This is a genomic window from Exiguobacterium sp. UBA7533 (assembly GCF_002479335.1).
Taxonomy (GTDB): Bacteria; Bacillota; Bacilli; order Exiguobacteriales; family Exiguobacteriaceae; genus Exiguobacterium_A.
Map to the genome: position 1 here is coordinate 266,942 of NZ_DLMP01000005.1, position 16,161 is coordinate 283,102.

The following is a 16,161-nucleotide window of genomic DNA, read 5'->3' on the forward strand; positions in this document are numbered from 1 at the left end:
CGAAACATAATAGTTAAAACCTGAAATTGAAAAATGGATTAAGCAGCCGTCTGGATTGCTGCTGTGCGTCGTTTTTGCCAGATCGTAAACATCGCAATCAAAATCATCAGGACGACTTGCGGGATGAGTATCTCGATCGTCGGATAGAAGCCGATCCAGCCGGCGGTTCCGAGTCCATTGATCGGATGGATCGGTAAGACGTTTGTCAGCTGCAACGCGTGCAGACTCGTACCAAGAATCTTGAATGCCATCAGATAAATTAACCAGGATGCGACTTGGAACAAACGATGGATCGGTAAACGAACACCGATCTGGATGACCGCATACGAGACGAGTCCGATGATGACGATTGCAAGACCAATCCCGGACAACAAGGCAGTCTTCGTCATCGCTGGTGCCATTCCGATGTAGAATAACAACGTCTCGGCACCTTCCCGGAAGATCGTCAAGAAACTGACGAAGAACAAGGACGTCGTTGAGAGCGTCGACAAAAAGTGTTTGCGTTTCGCGACGGCGCTTTTCGAGTGCAACCAGTAGCCGACGAACAGCATGACGACGACCGCGACGATTCCCGTATAGCCCTCGATTTGTTCGCGACCTGTTGCTGCGAATGAGGCTTGAAAGACTGTCTGCAGGATGAGGGCTAACAGACCACTTGCGATCAGACCAAGCCCGGCACCTGCCCAGACCTTACCTTCTTGTTTGGTTCGGCTTTTCCGTGCGAAGGCAACAAGTGCACTGACGATTAATAATGCTTCCAAACCTTCCCGGAGCATCACGAGCATCGCGTCGATGAACGTATAATGCGTCTTTGTTTGTAATTGTGCAATAGCATTCTCGAACGACTGGAGTTCTTGTGCCGTCTTTTGCCGAGTTTCCGGCGTCAGCCGAGCAAGTAGCAGTGGTACGTCTGATTCAAGCTGGGAATAGAGACCTTCATTTCGTGTCCGGACCTCACCTTCGGCTCGCGGCCAGGTCTTCAGAAACGATTCGAGTGCCAGCTTCGCTTGCGGCAAATCACTTGCTGCAAGCGCGGTCTGCGCCTCTTCAAGCGGTGTCAGCAGTGACTGCAGTCCTGTTTTCTTCGCTTGGACTTGTTCTCCGTCGAGGAAGGACTGGACTGCATTGTCGAATTGATCAAGTGCCGACTTCCACTCCTTCGTATCCGCAGGCTTTCGCGCCGCGGCGATCCGAATCGACGCAAGCGCCATCTCGATGTTGCCATAGTGACCGATACTGTCATTACGGACAAGACTTTCGTGCGTTGCCCAAGCGGTCAACAATCGTTGTTCCGCTGCCGGACGATCGCTCACTTTGACTTGACGCATCTCTTTTGTCAACGAAAGCAATTGCTTCACCTTTGCTTTCGCAACCGGATCTGTCTTCGGTTTCGTGGCTTCTTCCTGCTTCCGAACGGCAGCAGAGAGTGCCGTCAGTTGCTCGCGGACTTCAGGAAACGTTGCCGATCGTTTTGCATCGACCTGTTTGACGGCTTTCGTGATTGCCGCTTGTTGATCAGGTAAATCTTGAGCAGCTTGCCCTAATTCATCGATGGCTTGATTCAGTGCCGCGCGATCTTCACTTGCGACGGCAGACAGGGCTTGTCCGATTGCGACATAGAGATCATCCGTCGAAGCAGCATGGACAGGCACCGCGTGTTGACCAGCTACAAGAAGTACAAGTAAAAGGACAAGATTACGCAAATAACGCATCACCGATGTAGCCTCCTTTCGAGATCCCACCGAAGCAGGCGAAAATGGCACTTCCACGGTGCGTGATGTATTCATTCAGTCGATCCTGCGCGGCAAGACGGCGCTGAATCGCGATGAATTGTTTTGGCGAACGCTGATACGATAAAAAGAGTAGTCCAGCATCGAGGGCACCTGTCTTCTCATCAATGCCATCTTGATAAGAATAGGAACGGCGTAGGATCGCTGTCTTCCCGTCTCCATGCGCGACAGCGGTATGCGAGTCAACCGGTAAGGCAGCTTCGCCACGAGCTTGTCGTTTCGCTGGGGTGACGGAAGCGAACTCGTCTGTTGAACCGAGCGGTGCCCCGGAAGCACGTTCGCGTCCGAAAGTCCGTTCCTGTTCCTTCAGGATCGTCCGGTCCCAAACTTCGAGATGCATCTGAATGCGGCGGACGACGAGGAACGAGCCGTTCGTTAACCACGGCGTCCCGTCCTGCCACTGACAAAAGAGCGATTCTTTCCGGACTTGTTGCTTCGAGACGTCGGGATTTCCCGTGCCGTCCTTGAAGCCGAATAGATTGCGCGGCGTCCCGCCAGAGGCATCTGCTGCTTTACTGCGCTGGAAGCCAGCTTGCGACCATCGCATCGCGACCGTTCCGCGCCCAACACGGACGAGGTTACGAATTGCATGGAAGACGACTTGCGCATCATCACCGCAAACTTGAACGACAAGATCACCTCCGCCCCATTTTTCATCTAAACGATCGAGATCGAACGTCGGCAACGGTTTAAGCGCCTCCGGTCGTTTATGCTGAATACCAAAGCGACCGTCAAATAGACTTGGACCGCACCCGAACGTAAACGTCAAATGACCGGCAGATAATCCGTCCGCTTCCCCCGTATCTTCCGGTGGGACGTAACGGGAGTCGGAATCGCCATATGGTAACCCAGCCGCAAGTCGGGCACATAACCGTGTCCAGCGTTTTAATAAATCAACGAGTTCATCGCGTCGCTCCGTCTTGATATCAAACGCTACGACTTGGACGTGGTTTTGTGGTGGTGTCAAAATGCCTGCTTGATACGTCCCGTAGAACGGCTCTTGATCACTTGCTTCAACAGTTAATGTCCGCGGAAGAAACTTCTCAAGACCACTGGCATACAGGGCGGCCCCGAGACTCGTCAAGCCTGCGACCTTCAGGACATCCCGTCGCGTGACGCCTTCTTGTATTGGTTTCATGCTTATCCCTCCAGTACGATGCCCATCTTCGAGAGCGGTTCCGCGAGTTCATTGATTGCGACACTCATCTGTTTGACGTCTTGTTTCGAGAGACTCGTGTAGAGGACATACCCGTCACCCTTTTTCTTCGCGTCAAGTAATGCATGGACATCCTTGAAGCGAGCAGCGATCTCTTTTGATAACGTCGCATCTTGTTTCTTCAGCGCCGGGTTCAACAAGTCATAGATTTTTTCAGCCCCCTCGACGTTTGCTGCGAAGTCATATAAGTCCGTATGCGAATAACGGTCTTCTTCGCCTGTCACTTTTGACGTCGAGACTTCGTTTAATAGATCCGTCGCCCCCGTGACGAGTAATTCCGGTGTCACCTCGACCGTCTCGACCTTCGCCCGCAGTAAATGAACGTCTTTCATCAATTGCTTCGCGTACGCTTCATAGCCTTTTGTCGTTCCCTTTTCAAACAACCCTTGTTCGATCCGGTGGTAGCCACCCCACTCCGACGCTTTGACATCGCCTGCTCGCGCATCGATTTTCGGATCGAGATCACCGAACACTTCCGCGATCGGTTCCGCGCGTTCGTAATACATCCGCGTCGGTGCGTACAATGCTTTCGCTTCTTCCAGTTTGCCCGCTTGAACGGCATCGGTGAATTTTTCTGTCTCACGAACGAACGTATCGATTTCATTGATTGCATACGTCCGGTAATCGGTGACGACCTGATCGAAATTCTCCTTTTTCGGTGCTGGTTTCTCCGCTTGTTTGGCTTCACTACAACCCGCTAAGACGACCGCGAGTGCGCCTGTCATCAACAATGCTTGTTTCATCTATCGTTCCCCCTGTAAATGGTTAAGTCAGTTCCTTCATCAGTATAGACGACAATGATAATCGTTATCAATAAAAATTTTTGCGTAATAAAAAAAGCTTGAATTAGTCATTTTTGACCAATCCAAGCGCTTTGTCAGGTATTTTTTTTTCGTTTTTTGAAATAGGTCCGTGAAATAATGAACGTGACAATCCCAAAGCCAATGAAGACGAACGCTTTTTGGAACAAGGTGAGGAATGACAAGTCAAACAATAAAAGCTTGACGGCACTGATCGTCAGGAGCAACAACCCGGATAACCGCCATGTCGACGACGTCCGCATCCGACCGATCGCGACGAGCACGAGGGCAAGGACGATATAAGCCGCGGATAACGTCGTACTACGCGCTGTCTCTTCAAGACCGCGATAGAACGGTAACTCCATGATGATCAACGTGTAGGTCGTAAAAACACCGATCGCCGCTAGGACAAGTACGAGTTGCCACGACCCTTTCCAACCCGGATCACGATGTGTCTGAACGAGGAGTAAGACGAACGCCGTCGAAGCTAGGACCATCGCTAGAACGGTCAAGGCGTAGGACAAACCTAGGTTTTGGTAGGTTTCATAGTCAACGACAGCCGAGAAGATGAAGACGACATACAATCCGACGTTAAATAACCGTTGGTGTGGCATCCGCGCTCGTGGAACGAACCAGAATGCAGCGATTAATCCAGCAATCAAGAAGTAGCGCAGTTGATACGTCCAGCTGAGGGCATCTGCCGGAATCAAGAGGACGGCGACGAGTAAGGCGACGTGACCGACACCGTTTTGAGCGGAATCCTTCAATCGTTCAGCGAGCAGGTAGGCAGTGCCAGCGAACAGAATCGCGATCAGCGTACCGAACGACCAGTCAAGGATCAGTAACGTCAGTAAGACAACACCCCCAGCGAGCCAACTTGGGACGTTCTTCTCAAACTGAATCCGTTTTCCGACGAAGGAAGTCGCACCGTAGCCGAAGAATGTCGCAAGTAAGAGAGACCATTCATCAAGTCGTGGTACCTGTTCATCAAGCCAGTAGAGCTCTAACGAGAGTAGACCGAACGCGAGTGCGATCGTAAAGATCACCCAAGCGAAGACGAACGCTTTTTTGGCCTTCAGTCGGTCAACCGCAAAGAAGATCGCTGCGAACAAGACGACTTCGTACAATAAGAAGAGCGGTAAGTTCGGGTCGTCCGATAATTGTAGATACGGTAATAAGAAACCGGTGATGGATACGAGGACGAGCAAGGCTTGCGATCGCATCCAGAGCATCAAACCGTACGCGATGAAGACGACGACGAGCTCAAGTAAGAAGGCTAAAGACGGTGGATAGAATTGATATAAGGCCATTCCGGCGAACAGTGCCGCCAAGGCGACGATCGTACCGGTCGCGACGAGCCCGACCCCAAGTTCACGTCGTTTCTTCTCATACTGGTATTCTCCAAGGGCGATGACGAGTAAACCGATCAATACCCCACTTCCGATGCGGACAGGCGGACTGATCAGACCGGCAACCGAGGCGTAGGAAAAGAGGAACAAAGCCCCAAGTGCGGCGAATATGGCTCCAATTCGGGGTAACCAGACAGTTGCGATGACCTGTTCCCAGTCTTCGCGGGAGCGCTTTTCCTTAAATGTTGGTTGAGGAACAACCGGCTTTCGTTTCGTAAAGGCAGGACGCGGGGCTGGGCGAGCGACCGTGCTCACTTCTGGTTCGCTCGGTTCAGGGGCGACAGGCGAAGTGTGCTGTCCTTCAAGGGCAGCCACTCGTTGTCGTAACGCCGCGACCTCCTGCTCGAGACGCGTGATCCGTGGATCTTCCATCTCTTCACTTCCTTTCATGGATACATTGTCATTCTTTTACACACCTAGCAGGTGAACTCCTTCATTTTACAGTAGTTTTCGTATCAATATGCCTGAAAATGACAAAAATCCGGTCGCGTCGGGGCGACCGGATGAGGATTTAACGAACAGATAACGCATATTGTCCTGTCTGATTGAAGACGGACGTGAACTGCGAACGACTGACACTATACTTGCCACGATATGGATCTGAAACGTAGAACGAACCGCTCGAGACACCCGTCACAAGCATGACATGATAATTACGGTACCCTGTGAATGTTTTACCGTCTGGTTTAATCCAAGAGAAGTAACCGTATGGATTTTTGAAATCGACCGTTGCCCAGACGATGACCGGGTTACCGCTACGAATCTCACTCTCAATTTTCGAGACGCCTTGTTTTGAGATATCAACGGCACCACTGCGGTATTTTTTCGCAAGTGGTAGGATCCCTTTCGGATAGATGCCCCAGTTCTTGTAGTAGTCGAGCGTTCCGGCTGGATTACCTGTGAACATCTTTTGTGGATCTGCCCAGTAATACTTCCCGTTCTTATACGTCGCGTTCTTCATGCTTTTCGGCATTTGATTATAGAGTGACGCAGCAGAAACGGCTTTTTTCTTGTATTCGAGTGCCATCTTCAGTGAGACGAACTCACAACCAGACGGATATCCGAGTGAATATTGATTGTAGTATGGGACGTTCAGCTTCTTCGTCGTCGTCGATGGTTTTGACTTCGAAACGTACTGCGTCGAGATATAGCGGTAGCTTCCCTTGTAGAGAATCCGTGTCCAGCTCCCTGACGTGCCATATGTCGCAACGGCAACGCCTTTGTTTAATTGATCCACGACCTTATACTTCGTTCCAGCACCCGTCCGGACGTTGAGTGTGCCGACCGTCGTATACTTCGTTCCTGTCGACGTATATTTCGACGAAGACGATTTGACGTAGTTCTTGTGTATGTAGCCAATGCGGGATTTGTAGCTGATTTTATACCAGCTGCCGGACGTTCCCTTTGATGTGTAGACGTTCCCTTTGTAGACGTTACCGAGAATCTTACTCGATGTCGACGGTTTCTCGCGGACGCGTAAGACATCCGTAGTCACGGTCAACTTCGTCGCGGCCTCAGCGATCAACGAAGGGCTGAGTACGCCAACGATGACAACCGCTACGAGCAATGCGGATAAGAATCGTTTCATGATAGACCCCCTATGTTTAAATTTGGTGAGACATTCCCTTATTCCCAACTTTTTGAAAAAATAATCAACATTTCTTTAGAAAAATCTGAAAAATAAGGAATGCACCTGTTCTTTATATCAAAAAAACCCGACCATGCCTATGGGCACAGTCGAGTTGTCATCAACCTGCAATCAAATTAAAATTTAATTTTGGATCGTCAAGATATAAGGTGACGGTTGCGCAAAAGCTTGTTCGAGCAGATGGGCAACAAACAAGGTATCTTCTTCTTTCACCGGAAGCGGTGCATCTTCGACGATACTGCGGTAAAAGGCGCGATACATTTTACCGTAATCACCAACAGGACTCGGGATCCGGACGTCTTGCAGATGACCGTGTTCGTCGTGATAGATCAAACGACCGTAATCGTCTTCTGAATCCTCACCGAACCCCTCTTCTCCCGGGAAGTAGTTCGCTTTCAGATCAAGCTCTTGCCGATCGACGTGTTGTTTGATGAACGTGCCGTTCGTGCCGTGTAACATCCACCGGGGTGCCGGGGCGAGTGCGACATGACTCGTCCGGACGCTGACCTTGAGCTCCGGATAATAGAGATCAATCGCAAACGCGTCATCGGGATTGTGCGGCAGTCGAACACTGCGCACGTCAAAGGCGACCTTGTCCGGTTTTCCGAATAAGGCGATGATTTGGTCAAGCGTATGAACACCGAGTCCGTAGAGTGCGCCGTTCTCATGGCGCGCATCAGCTGACGCTGCTTCGGGACGAAACAAATCAAACTGCGAGACGACTTCGACAAGTCGTCCGAGTTTTCCGGAACGGATGATTTGGGCGACGACTTGGAAGTCGCTGTCGTAACGGCGGTTTTGATAAGCGAGAATTTTGACGCCTTGCGCATGTGCTTCCGCAAATAAACGCTTCGTCTCCTCTTCAGTCACGGTAAACGGCTTTTCGACGAGAACATGCTTTTGATGTTGCAAGGCGAGCAACGCGTATTCGAAATGGGTAGCCGGTGGTGTATTGATGACGACGACATCAAGTGCCGGGTCAGCGAGCATCTCAGACACATCCGTCGTAAAACGGGCATCCGGCAGTCGATCCTGATAGGATGCGAACAGCTCCGGTTTTTCCTTCCGATTGTAAATCCAGGTGACGTGATAGTTGTCCTCGATCATCACGTACGGTAAATGGTAACGGGTCGTACTTTTGCCAAAGCCGATGAAGCCGATATTCAATCGCATCCGATCACTCCTTGAACCGTTCTTTTTCTCTTACCATACCAAACGAAACGACCGTTGTCTTGATTGAACCGCTTCAGGCCGTCGCTTCGATGCGTTCATACTCGTAAATCGCGAACCCGTCCCGTGTTCCTTGATAGACGAAGCCAAATGACGTGTAATACGCATTGAGAAACTCGTTTGAAGCGACACAGTCGAGTCGTAGGATTTCCCCTTCGTCCTCTGTCACAGCAATCGCATGTTCCAGCAGTTTCCGACCGACTCCACGTCCTTTTGCGCGGTCGCTGACGACGATTCGATGGATATACAGACCTTCTACATCATCCCACAAGGATTGATCCCATTCGAGCGAAGGAAGCAGGGCAACGGAACCAAGCAGCTCGTTCTGATCCTCAAAGACATACAGGCGACCGGCTTCTAAATCTCGCACGACGAGTTGCTCGATGTCTTGCTCAAGATAAGCTGACCACTGGCTACTGCCACCAGCTTTAAGGGAGAGCGCTTTTTGCTCAAGTAGGGTTGCGATGTTTCGAACGTCTTTTGATGTAGCTTGTCTTATCATGTTATTCCTCCTGTTACAAAAAAATTCTTCTCTATCCTAACGAATGCGAAGCGAGAAGAAAACCTTTTTGCTTCAAGATTTCATGTTTGCCCATTATTTTGTGATTTTTTTCATATTCCACAATTTTATTTCGATGTAACGTATTCTTTAGGAGTGATCTGACCCCCAGTCGTCACAACGGTAAACGACCGGCTTCCCACGAGCCGGTCGTTTTTTTGGCGTTCAGGATAATTCGACCCAGCGGCGCGACAAATTCCGTGCTTGTGCCCGGTACTCGTCATCTTCGACGATCGGATTGCTGAGTCGAGGAGCGGAATCCGCATAATAGCCGCCGTTGTCAAGTGGGTCGTCGGTTGTTGCGAGATAGAGCGCCGTCTTCGCACCGTATTCCGGTGTATAAAGTTTTCCGGTCCAGTATCCGACTTGCGCGACTGGTTTGAGTAACGTCTTCATCACTTTGCCGTACTTGCCGCGATAGAACAGATCCGTATTGACGATCCCCGGGTGGACGCTGACGAACGTGATCCGGTCGCCGTGCTTTTCAGCTAGCTCACGCATATGAATCATTTGCAGGAGCTTCGATTCGCGGTAAGAACGCATCGGGCTGTAATGTTCTTTTTTGACGTGCGCGATCGCCTCAAGTTCGACGTCGGTCCGGATCAAGCCGCCTTCACCGGCGAGAGAGGAAATCGAGATGACGCGCGGATCTTGTCCTTTTTCGAGTAAAGGTAACAATCGCTCGATTAAGTAGAAGTGACTCAAGTAATTGACTTGGAATTGCGATTCAAAACCGTCCTTCGTGACATGATACGGCGGTACCATGACTCCAGCATTTAGGATCAAACGGTCGATTCGACCCACCATGTCGAACAGGCGATCCGCAAAACGACGGACGGAGTCAAGTTGATCCAGTTGCACAATCTCGATTTCCAGTTGTGTATGCGATACACCGTTTTCCCGCAACAGTTGAACGAGTGCCGTCGCTTTTTTCTGAGACCGGACGGTCGCGATGACACGATCTCCCCGCTCCAGTAATTCTTGAATCGTGACCATTCCCATACCAGAATTGGCACCCGTGACGATACAGATGTTCATCCCTCTTCCTCCTTGATGTTCCATTTTGAACGCACTAGTCCTGCTTCTAGTTTTCCTTTTTCTATTCGTTTATACACCTTATTTTGGTGTTATTTTTCGAAATTTTCGAAAAATAACGTATACTAAGAAGAGAGCATGTCATCAAGAAAGAGGTGGTGGGATGGAAGAAGGTACGATTTTGTTCGTCGCAGGCACACTATTACTGATTGCAATCATCACGACGAAGTTCGCTGTCCGGTTAAATGTACCGACGTTGATCCTATTCGTCGTTGTCGGTATCGTCGCAGGGTCCGACGTTTCAGGAATCATCAACTTCGGTGATTTTGAACAAGCGCGTCTCTATGGGACAATGGCGCTCGTCTTGATTCTATTTGACGGCGGCTTGCATACAAAATGGACGCATTTCCGAAAGATTCTCCCCGCCGCCCTGTCGCTCGCGACCATCGGAGTCCTCGCAACGACAGGAATCATCGCTTTCGTCGCACATTATCTGCTTGATTTTTCTTGGCCGGTCGCGTTACTGATCGGCGCACTCGTCGGCTCAACCGATGCGGCGGCTGTCTTTTCTCTGTTAAGTGGACGACCGGTCGATGCTAAGGTCAAACATACGCTTGAAGCGGAGTCTGGAACGAATGACCCGATGGCTGTCTTTCTCACGATCTTATTCACATCGTTTGCATTGGCACCGGAATCGTTCTCGATTGGTGCGGGTATTCTTTCCTTCATCTACGAGATGGGACTTGGGACACTAGTTGGTCTTGCGATCGGGTATCTCGTCACGCAACTGCTGAACCGGATCGAGTTGCCATCGTCCGCCCTTTATCCGACGCTTCTGTTCAGTGGGGCGCTCTTCTCGTATGGTCTCGCGACGATTTTGCACGCCAGTGGGTTTCTCGCCGTCTATCTGACCGGAATCTGGATCAACAATCATGATATGATCTACCGCGAGACGCTCAAACGATTTAGTGGTAGCTTGTCGCATCTAGCAGAGATCGGCATGTTCATTATGCTCGGACTGCTCGTCTTTCCAAAACAATTACTCGATCCTCGGACCTTGTTCGTCTCGGCCGTCATCGTCCTGACGTTAATCCTGCTCGCTCGTCCACTTGCCGTCGTCTCATCGCTACTTCCGTTTCGGTACACGGTCAAAGAACAGAGTGTCATCACGGCAGCCGGATTACGGGGCGCCGTTCCAATCATTCTCGCGACCTATCCGCTTTCGAGTGGTCTTTCTGAAGCACCGCTTCTTTTCAATATCGTCTTCTTCACCGTCATGACGTCTGCTCTTTTGCAAGGAACGGCCTTGCCGTGGATCGTCCGGCGAATGGGGCTAGAGACACAGCCCGACACGACGGTCGAACCATTCCTGAAATTCATGACCGTCACCCATCCGCAAGCGGAGATTATCGAGGTCAGGGTCTCGACAAACAGTGTGATTGCCGGAAGAACGTTACAGGATATCGAGATGCCCCAGGATGTGCTCGTCGTTGCGATCATTCGTGAAGATGAAATCCTGACGCCGCGTGGTCAGACACGTGTCCTCGTAGACGATCAACTGTTGATTTTAACACCTAAACAAGCGGATCAGGACGTGCGACGGTTGATCGCGTCACTCGGAATATAGATCAAAAAACACATCCTCCAGTAGGGTGTGTTTTTTGATGTAGATTGATATACTCAAAAAGGAAAATAAAGGAGGAACCTTGATGTTGAAACGATTACTTGCCGTCATCTTGACCACCACGCTCGTTTGCACCGTCCTAGCATACATATCCTATACACCGCTCCGAGATCGGACATCGGATACGATATATGAATCATTCGGTTCAACATTTTTGTTTTACGTCTTAGCGACCTTGCCGATCATCCTGATGTCCGGCTTCTTACTCGACTTCCTTATCGGCATGATCATCAACCGGTCATCGACGACATTAGCGTATGTGCCGACAGTCCTCGGTTACGGAGTGTACGGTATCGTGATCGCGAGTCTCCTGATTCTCTTGACGACGAAGGACGCATTTGACCTGCCGCTTTCTTTTACGGTCGCTGCTCTGACAGCAATGATCTATTACAGTCTGTCCGTCGTCTTTAATCGATTGTCACAGCACGCGCACTAAAAAAACGAACAGACACGTCTGCTTACTCGCGGACGTGCCCGTTCGTGTTATTCTGCTTCCGTTCGTTCAATCGTGATGACACCCGGTGGACGATGCGGGAAGGTCAACGTCAGACCGGCAAAGCGACAAATATCATCTTCGTTCGGTGCCCGGTGCACCCACTCGATCGTCTCTTGCCTTGCTAGCGCGTGGCGGATCCGGTTATCGGCTTGTGTACGCGAGATGCCGCGGCAATCAACGTTCGTGATATACGTTGCTTCGTCCGACTCGATCTGTTGCCAAATCCCGAGGATCAGTTGACCAATCGGACTGACGGATTGACCATCCGGTTCTTCACTGCTGACGGCAGCATCGAGCATTTCGATGACAGCGTCACAAGTCTCACCGGAAGCAAGCAATCGCGTCGATCCTTGTTGTAGAATCCGGTAACGCGTCACGCCGTTCTCGAGCCACAAGCGCTGTGCGAATGGATTGACCGGAACACCGTGGAAAAATGTCTGCGTCCCGCGCCAAGCAAAACCAAATGATGGGTCGTACGCCTGAATCGTCGCCATGGCACGATCATGGAACTTAGCAATCGTCTGTCGTTCCGTTTCCAGTAAGTTTCGGATCGCCTCTTCATCCTCTAACGGTACCGACTTTGGTGTCACAGTAAATAATTCCGATTCCGGTAAGCGGTGTGGGGACAAAATCGTTCCGTCGAAACGATAATCGTTCGCCGGACGTCCAGTACGCCCGACGGATAAGCGCCACGTCCGTTCTTCCGGCATGAAGGCATAACTTTGATGGGCAAAAGGTGGTGCGACGAACAGTCCCGGAAACGGATCGAATGTGTCGACTCGCAGGACGTCACCGTCATACCAGCACTCTTCGATCAGACGGACGAGCCGTCCGACGGGTGCATTACGGTCCGTCAGGTAACGACCGGTATTCGCATGAAATCCGAGTAAGAACTCGCGCTCTTCTTCTTGGAACGTCACCATCAAGAGTTGGAACAACGAGGCAATCTGCTGCTCGACGAGTTGCGGATCCTCCCCCGTCTCTGCCTCAAACGCGACCATCTTCCAGCCGGACCGTTCATAGAGATGAATCGTCACCGGGAAGAACAGGAAGGCACCATGTGTCGCTTCGAGTTTGACCATGTCTTGCATCGCTAGGCGTTCCGTCAGTAAGGAAAAGCCCATTCGTTCGAAATGATCTTGCAACCGTCGTTTCCAATGTGTGAACTCCACGCAACCATCCCCTCTCGCGAATTATGCGCCGCGTTTTCGTAACGGATTCTTTGACCAGTAGATGTAGAGACCAACGAGTCCCGCGATGCCGATGAGATAAGACGGCATTCCGCTGACTTGAATCAAGACGTCCGGTGCCGGGAAGACCGTCACGAGCAGTGCCTTATAGGTTGAGAATAAAATGAAACTGATGACGAATTGAATCCACACCCGCGGTTTGACTTGTTTGATCTTAGGTGCCGTGATGACTTGTGACATCGCATCGATCAAGAAAAGAGCGATGATTGAGAAGAATAAGTAATCGATCAGGGCGAATTGGAACAATCCGTCGATCCCTTCGATGAAGATGAACATCAGAATTGAGGAGACATAGTTTCGTGTCCAGCGTTTTTGCGTCTCCATCCGATGTCGTTGTGGTAACTCAGCGATCATCTGATCGAGGCGTGCTTCGACGGATCGACCGTGAATCTCTTCGAATGGACGCTGCTTCCGCTGGGCTTCGTAGATATCTGCCCGCAGACGGTCTTCAATTTCCGTCCGGTCCGGTTCTGCAACGTTCAGATTCAATCGTGGTAAAACGGTTTCTAATAAACGTGTGTTGGCTTTCGTTAATTTCAATCGATTTCCCCCTTTTTCATGTTTAAGTATACTGGGTTTTTGGGAAAAATACGTAGTGGAAGTAAAAGATTGCTTGACGAAACGATGAAAAATGTTCAGAATTATTAAAATATAGTGTCGGAATCAGATAGAAAGGACGTGTCGAACCATGCGTCAAACATTGACGAGCGCCGCCTTGATCACCTTACTGACAAGTGCGGGCATCGCCTTCCCGTTGGCTGAAGCGAAGCCACCCGTTGACCAAGAACCGGTCGAACTCGATCAGCAACAGGAACAAACGCCTGAAACAGAATAACAATAACCCGCGCTCAAGCAGGAGCGCGGGTTATTTCATGTATCACTTGGTTGGGTGACGCGTTCGTCAATCGTGACGGTCCACGTAACGACCGTCGTGCTGTCACGAACGCCCTGTACTTCGATCGTCGAGAGGAGTTCAGCAATACCACCTGATCGTAAAGTGTCCTCCATCTGCTTCGGTTCAGCATACGGTGTTCCCGGGCACTCGAGCAAACCATCCGTCGTCACGAACAATCGGTTGTCCCCTTGCCGCAACTCGCGGACGCCTCGTGTGTAACTCGGGACCGGTAAGGCAAACGTATTTGCACGACCGATCCATTCATAGAATTGACGCTGGTTTAAAGCAGCTTGTCCCATGTTCATCAACTCTGGATGAAACAGGTACAAGACGACATCACCAATGGATAACCACCAGATGAAGCGCCCTTTGCGGACGGCGATCAAACAAGCGGTTTCTCCTTGCAACATCGCACACGCCGCTAAAAAGTCCGGGTCTTGAAATAGATCCAGCACGGTCGTCTCAATCCGTCGGAATGCTTCCGTAAGTGGTGCATCAAGATCAGTCCGAATACGCGACTCGTGTTGTGCCAACTGCTCTAAGACAAGTGCTGCACTATCCGCTGTCTTATGAGCGTCTAAGACGACGGTCATCTCCCAATCGTCGCCGATCAAGATGGCAGCCCCGTCTTCGTTTTTATATTGACCGCTTCTTGAGCAGCCTCCGAATCGACCGAGCGTCACCCGACCAATCTGGTCAATCTGCTTCGTGTCAACGAATGGTTCGTCGGATCCGACCCAGTAGTAGGATGATTGTGTCGTCTGCATGCATCAGTCTTCCCTTCTTTACATCTCCCGCAAGTACGGTTGCAGGAATAAGCGTAATCGTTTTTCGTAGTTGTCCGGGTCCATCGTATACGTCTCGTCATGACCGGCATCGCGAACCGGATACAATTGTTTTAATCCCGTTTTTGCTTGATACAGTTCGTACATCATCCGAACCGGGACGAGATCGTCCTTCAGTCCGTGGATGAACATCGTCGGAACCCGACTCTTCGTTGCTTGGCGCGTCACCGAGACGTCGCCATAAAAGAAATCTTGCTCGCCTTTGTTCCACATGCTCGCGACCGTCAGAGACGGCAGTGCTGGGTAACGGATCTGTTCGTCCGCGAGTAGACTGAACCAGTCGTCGAGTCGGGCGTAAGCTCCTTCAGCAACGATCGCCCGGACTTGGGTTGGTACGGTCTCGCCAGAAGCGAGTAAGACGGTCGCTGCGCCGACACCGAGTCCGTGATAGACGATCCGTGTATCGTCTCCGTTTTCAGCAAGCAAGCGCTTCGTCCATTCCAAGACATCCAGTCGATCAAGCCAACCGTAATTCCGGACGCCACCGCTACGATCCTGACCACGCCGTTCGATGAGTAGGACATTAAAATCCGCCTCATGGTAATAGCGGGCAAGTGCATAAACACCGGTCTGTGAAAACATCATCTCATCCGGGACGAGGAGGACTGTCTGTTTGCTACCGTCAACCGGTAGATAACGACCGAAGCGGACGAGCCCGTCCTTCGACCATTGCTGTGTCTCGCTCGTTTGTTTGAACCATGTCTCGTCTTTCGTCACCTGTCCGTCCGTTCTCGTCGTCTTCAGAATCGGAGAAGCGTCCGACTGACCGATCAATGTTTCTTGCATCCGGTATCCATCATAGACGATGAACAGTAGCAGACACGTGACGAGCAACACGATGCCGATTCCCCATTTGCGCATGTGCTTCGCTTCCTTTCCGACAGTGAGTCTTTCCTTATTCGTCGTCGGTTTTCACTTCCCCTGCTAACGGGGTCGAAAGGAACGATTGTTTATACCAGCGCTGTAAGGTATCGATATCCGTTCGTTCAAAATAAAGCGCGTTAAAAGCAGTATTGCCCCGTAGTTGAATCTCAATCCGGGCAATCTCCTTTGCTTCGAGCCAGCGAGAAACGGACCAGGTCAATTCCTCGATTTTCAGTCGTGGCGTATAGACGGTCTCTTTTTGGACCCATTGTTTGCGTAACATCAAGAGATCGTAGCCGGTTCCGAAACGGGTCTTTCGGTAACCGCTGCGCACAGCGAAGTAATAGAACGGTAACCAGATGAACAGAAGCAAGATCAGGAAGCGCCATGAGGAATCAAGGACGATAATGACGACACTGCTTAATGCAGTAAACAACAGC

Annotated in this window: 15 protein-coding genes and 1 pseudogene; 3 read left to right on the forward strand and 13 right to left on the reverse strand. The window is 50.8% G+C overall.

Annotated elements, in window-relative coordinates; translation table 11 throughout:
- Positions 1-38: 38 nt before the first annotated feature.
- The 8 genes from B2U10_RS08860 to B2U10_RS08895 form a co-directional block, all read right to left on the reverse strand.
- On the reverse strand, positions 39-1,712 hold the full coding sequence (locus tag B2U10_RS08860; protein WP_290787660.1) for an FTR1 family iron permease: 1,674 nt from the start codon (positions 1,710-1,712) through the stop codon (positions 39-41).
- A complete protein-coding gene (gene efeB / locus B2U10_RS08865; RefSeq protein ID WP_369792028.1) occupies positions 1,696-2,928 on the reverse strand; it encodes an iron uptake transporter deferrochelatase/peroxidase subunit in 1,233 nt (410 codons plus the stop codon). The genes B2U10_RS08860 and efeB overlap by 17 nt, the downstream gene beginning before the upstream one ends.
- A 2-nt stretch (positions 2,929-2,930) precedes the next feature.
- A complete protein-coding gene (gene efeO, locus B2U10_RS08870) occupies positions 2,931-3,749 on the reverse strand; it encodes an iron uptake system protein EfeO (protein WP_035407998.1) in 819 nt (272 codons plus the stop codon).
- Between the two features lie 134 nt (positions 3,750-3,883).
- On the reverse strand, positions 3,884-5,587 hold the full coding sequence (locus B2U10_RS08875; RefSeq protein ID WP_290786899.1) for a DUF2339 domain-containing protein: 1,704 nt from the start codon (positions 5,585-5,587) through the stop codon (positions 3,884-3,886).
- A 139-nt stretch (positions 5,588-5,726) separates the two neighbouring features.
- Positions 5,727-6,803 carry a C39 family peptidase gene (locus B2U10_RS08880; protein WP_290786902.1) on the reverse strand — a complete coding sequence of 359 codons (1,077 nt, stop codon included), beginning with the start codon at positions 6,801-6,803 and terminating at the stop codon, positions 5,727-5,729.
- Positions 6,804-6,986: 183 nt separating this feature from the next.
- Positions 6,987-8,036 carry an oxidoreductase gene (locus tag B2U10_RS08885; protein WP_290786905.1) on the reverse strand — a complete coding sequence of 350 codons (1,050 nt, stop codon included), beginning with the start codon at positions 8,034-8,036 and terminating at the stop codon, positions 6,987-6,989.
- A gap of 73 nt (positions 8,037-8,109) precedes the next feature.
- Positions 8,110-8,595, reverse strand: coding sequence for a GNAT family N-acetyltransferase (locus B2U10_RS08890; RefSeq protein ID WP_214853766.1), 486 nt, complete (start codon positions 8,593-8,595; stop codon positions 8,110-8,112).
- A gap of 222 nt (positions 8,596-8,817) precedes the next feature.
- Positions 8,818-9,690 carry an SDR family NAD(P)-dependent oxidoreductase gene (locus B2U10_RS08895; protein ID WP_035408008.1) on the reverse strand — a complete coding sequence of 291 codons (873 nt, stop codon included), beginning with the start codon at positions 9,688-9,690 and terminating at the stop codon, positions 8,818-8,820.
- 160 nt (positions 9,691-9,850) lie between these two features.
- Here B2U10_RS08895 and B2U10_RS08900 point away from each other — a divergent pair, with 160 nt between their 5' ends.
- A complete protein-coding gene (locus tag B2U10_RS08900) occupies positions 9,851-11,314 on the forward strand; it encodes a potassium/proton antiporter (protein WP_290786908.1) in 1,464 nt (487 codons plus the stop codon).
- Positions 11,315-11,396: 82 nt separating this feature from the next.
- Positions 11,397-11,807: a hypothetical protein gene (locus B2U10_RS08905; protein WP_290786911.1), complete on the forward strand. Its 411-nt coding sequence runs from the start codon at positions 11,397-11,399 to the stop codon at positions 11,805-11,807.
- A gap of 47 nt (positions 11,808-11,854) precedes the next feature.
- Here B2U10_RS08905 and B2U10_RS08910 read toward each other — a convergent pair whose 3' ends face one another.
- Together B2U10_RS08910 and B2U10_RS08915 are read right to left on the reverse strand one after the other, a co-directional pair.
- Positions 11,855-13,039 (reverse strand): hypothetical protein, encoded by a 1,185-nt coding sequence (locus B2U10_RS08910; RefSeq protein WP_290786914.1) that lies wholly within the window; start codon positions 13,037-13,039, stop codon positions 11,855-11,857.
- A gap of 21 nt (positions 13,040-13,060) precedes the next feature.
- Entirely contained in the window at positions 13,061-13,657 is a 597-nt protein-coding gene (locus tag B2U10_RS08915) for a DUF1129 family protein (RefSeq protein WP_214812949.1), read from the reverse strand.
- A gap of 148 nt (positions 13,658-13,805) precedes the next feature.
- Between B2U10_RS08915 and B2U10_RS08920 the strand changes: the two genes are divergently transcribed.
- Positions 13,806-13,952: a hypothetical protein gene (locus B2U10_RS08920; protein WP_023468299.1), complete on the forward strand. Its 147-nt coding sequence runs from the start codon at positions 13,806-13,808 to the stop codon at positions 13,950-13,952.
- 35 nt (positions 13,953-13,987) lie between these two features.
- Here the strand turns inward: B2U10_RS08920 and B2U10_RS08925 are convergent, their stop codons facing one another.
- The 3 genes and pseudogenes from B2U10_RS08925 to B2U10_RS08935 all read right to left on the reverse strand — a co-directional run.
- Positions 13,988-14,779, reverse strand: coding sequence for a protein phosphatase 2C domain-containing protein (locus B2U10_RS08925; protein WP_290786917.1), 792 nt, complete (start codon positions 14,777-14,779; stop codon positions 13,988-13,990).
- Positions 14,780-14,797: 18 nt separating this feature from the next.
- Positions 14,798-15,718, reverse strand: coding sequence for an alpha/beta hydrolase (locus B2U10_RS08930; protein ID WP_035408017.1), 921 nt, complete (start codon positions 15,716-15,718; stop codon positions 14,798-14,800).
- Between the two features lie 34 nt (positions 15,719-15,752).
- Positions 15,753-16,161: pseudogene (locus B2U10_RS08935) on the reverse strand (hypothetical protein); the annotation flags it as partial.

Bases quoted from the DNA above. Each gene is read 5' to 3' on its own strand.
- B2U10_RS08860 (WP_290787660.1), bottom strand. From the start codon at position 1,712: ATGCGTTATTTGCGTAATCTTGTCCTTTTACTTGTACTTCTTGTAGCT.
- efeB (WP_369792028.1), bottom strand. From the start codon at position 2,928: ATGAAACCAATACAAGAAGGCGTCACGCGACGGGATGTCCTGAAGGTC.
- efeO (WP_035407998.1), bottom strand. From the start codon at position 3,749: ATGAAACAAGCATTGTTGATGACAGGCGCACTCGCGGTCGTCTTAGCG.
- B2U10_RS08875 (WP_290786899.1), bottom strand. From the start codon at position 5,587: ATGGAAGATCCACGGATCACGCGTCTCGAGCAGGAGGTCGCGGCGTTA.
- B2U10_RS08880 (WP_290786902.1), bottom strand. From the start codon at position 6,803: ATGAAACGATTCTTATCCGCATTGCTCGTAGCGGTTGTCATCGTTGGC.
- B2U10_RS08885 (WP_290786905.1), bottom strand. From the start codon at position 8,036: ATGCGATTGAATATCGGCTTCATCGGCTTTGGCAAAAGTACGACCCGT.
- B2U10_RS08890 (WP_214853766.1), bottom strand. From the start codon at position 8,595: ATGATAAGACAAGCTACATCAAAAGACGTTCGAAACATCGCAACCCTA.
- B2U10_RS08895 (WP_035408008.1), bottom strand. From the start codon at position 9,690: ATGAACATCTGTATCGTCACGGGTGCCAATTCTGGTATGGGAATGGTC.
- B2U10_RS08900 (WP_290786908.1), top strand. From the start codon at position 9,851: ATGGAAGAAGGTACGATTTTGTTCGTCGCAGGCACACTATTACTGATT.
- B2U10_RS08905 (WP_290786911.1), top strand. From the start codon at position 11,397: ATGTTGAAACGATTACTTGCCGTCATCTTGACCACCACGCTCGTTTGC.
- B2U10_RS08920 (WP_023468299.1), top strand. From the start codon at position 13,806: ATGCGTCAAACATTGACGAGCGCCGCCTTGATCACCTTACTGACAAGT.
- B2U10_RS08925 (WP_290786917.1), bottom strand. From the start codon at position 14,779: ATGCAGACGACACAATCATCCTACTACTGGGTCGGATCCGACGAACCA.
- B2U10_RS08930 (WP_035408017.1), bottom strand. From the start codon at position 15,718: ATGCGCAAATGGGGAATCGGCATCGTGTTGCTCGTCACGTGTCTGCTA.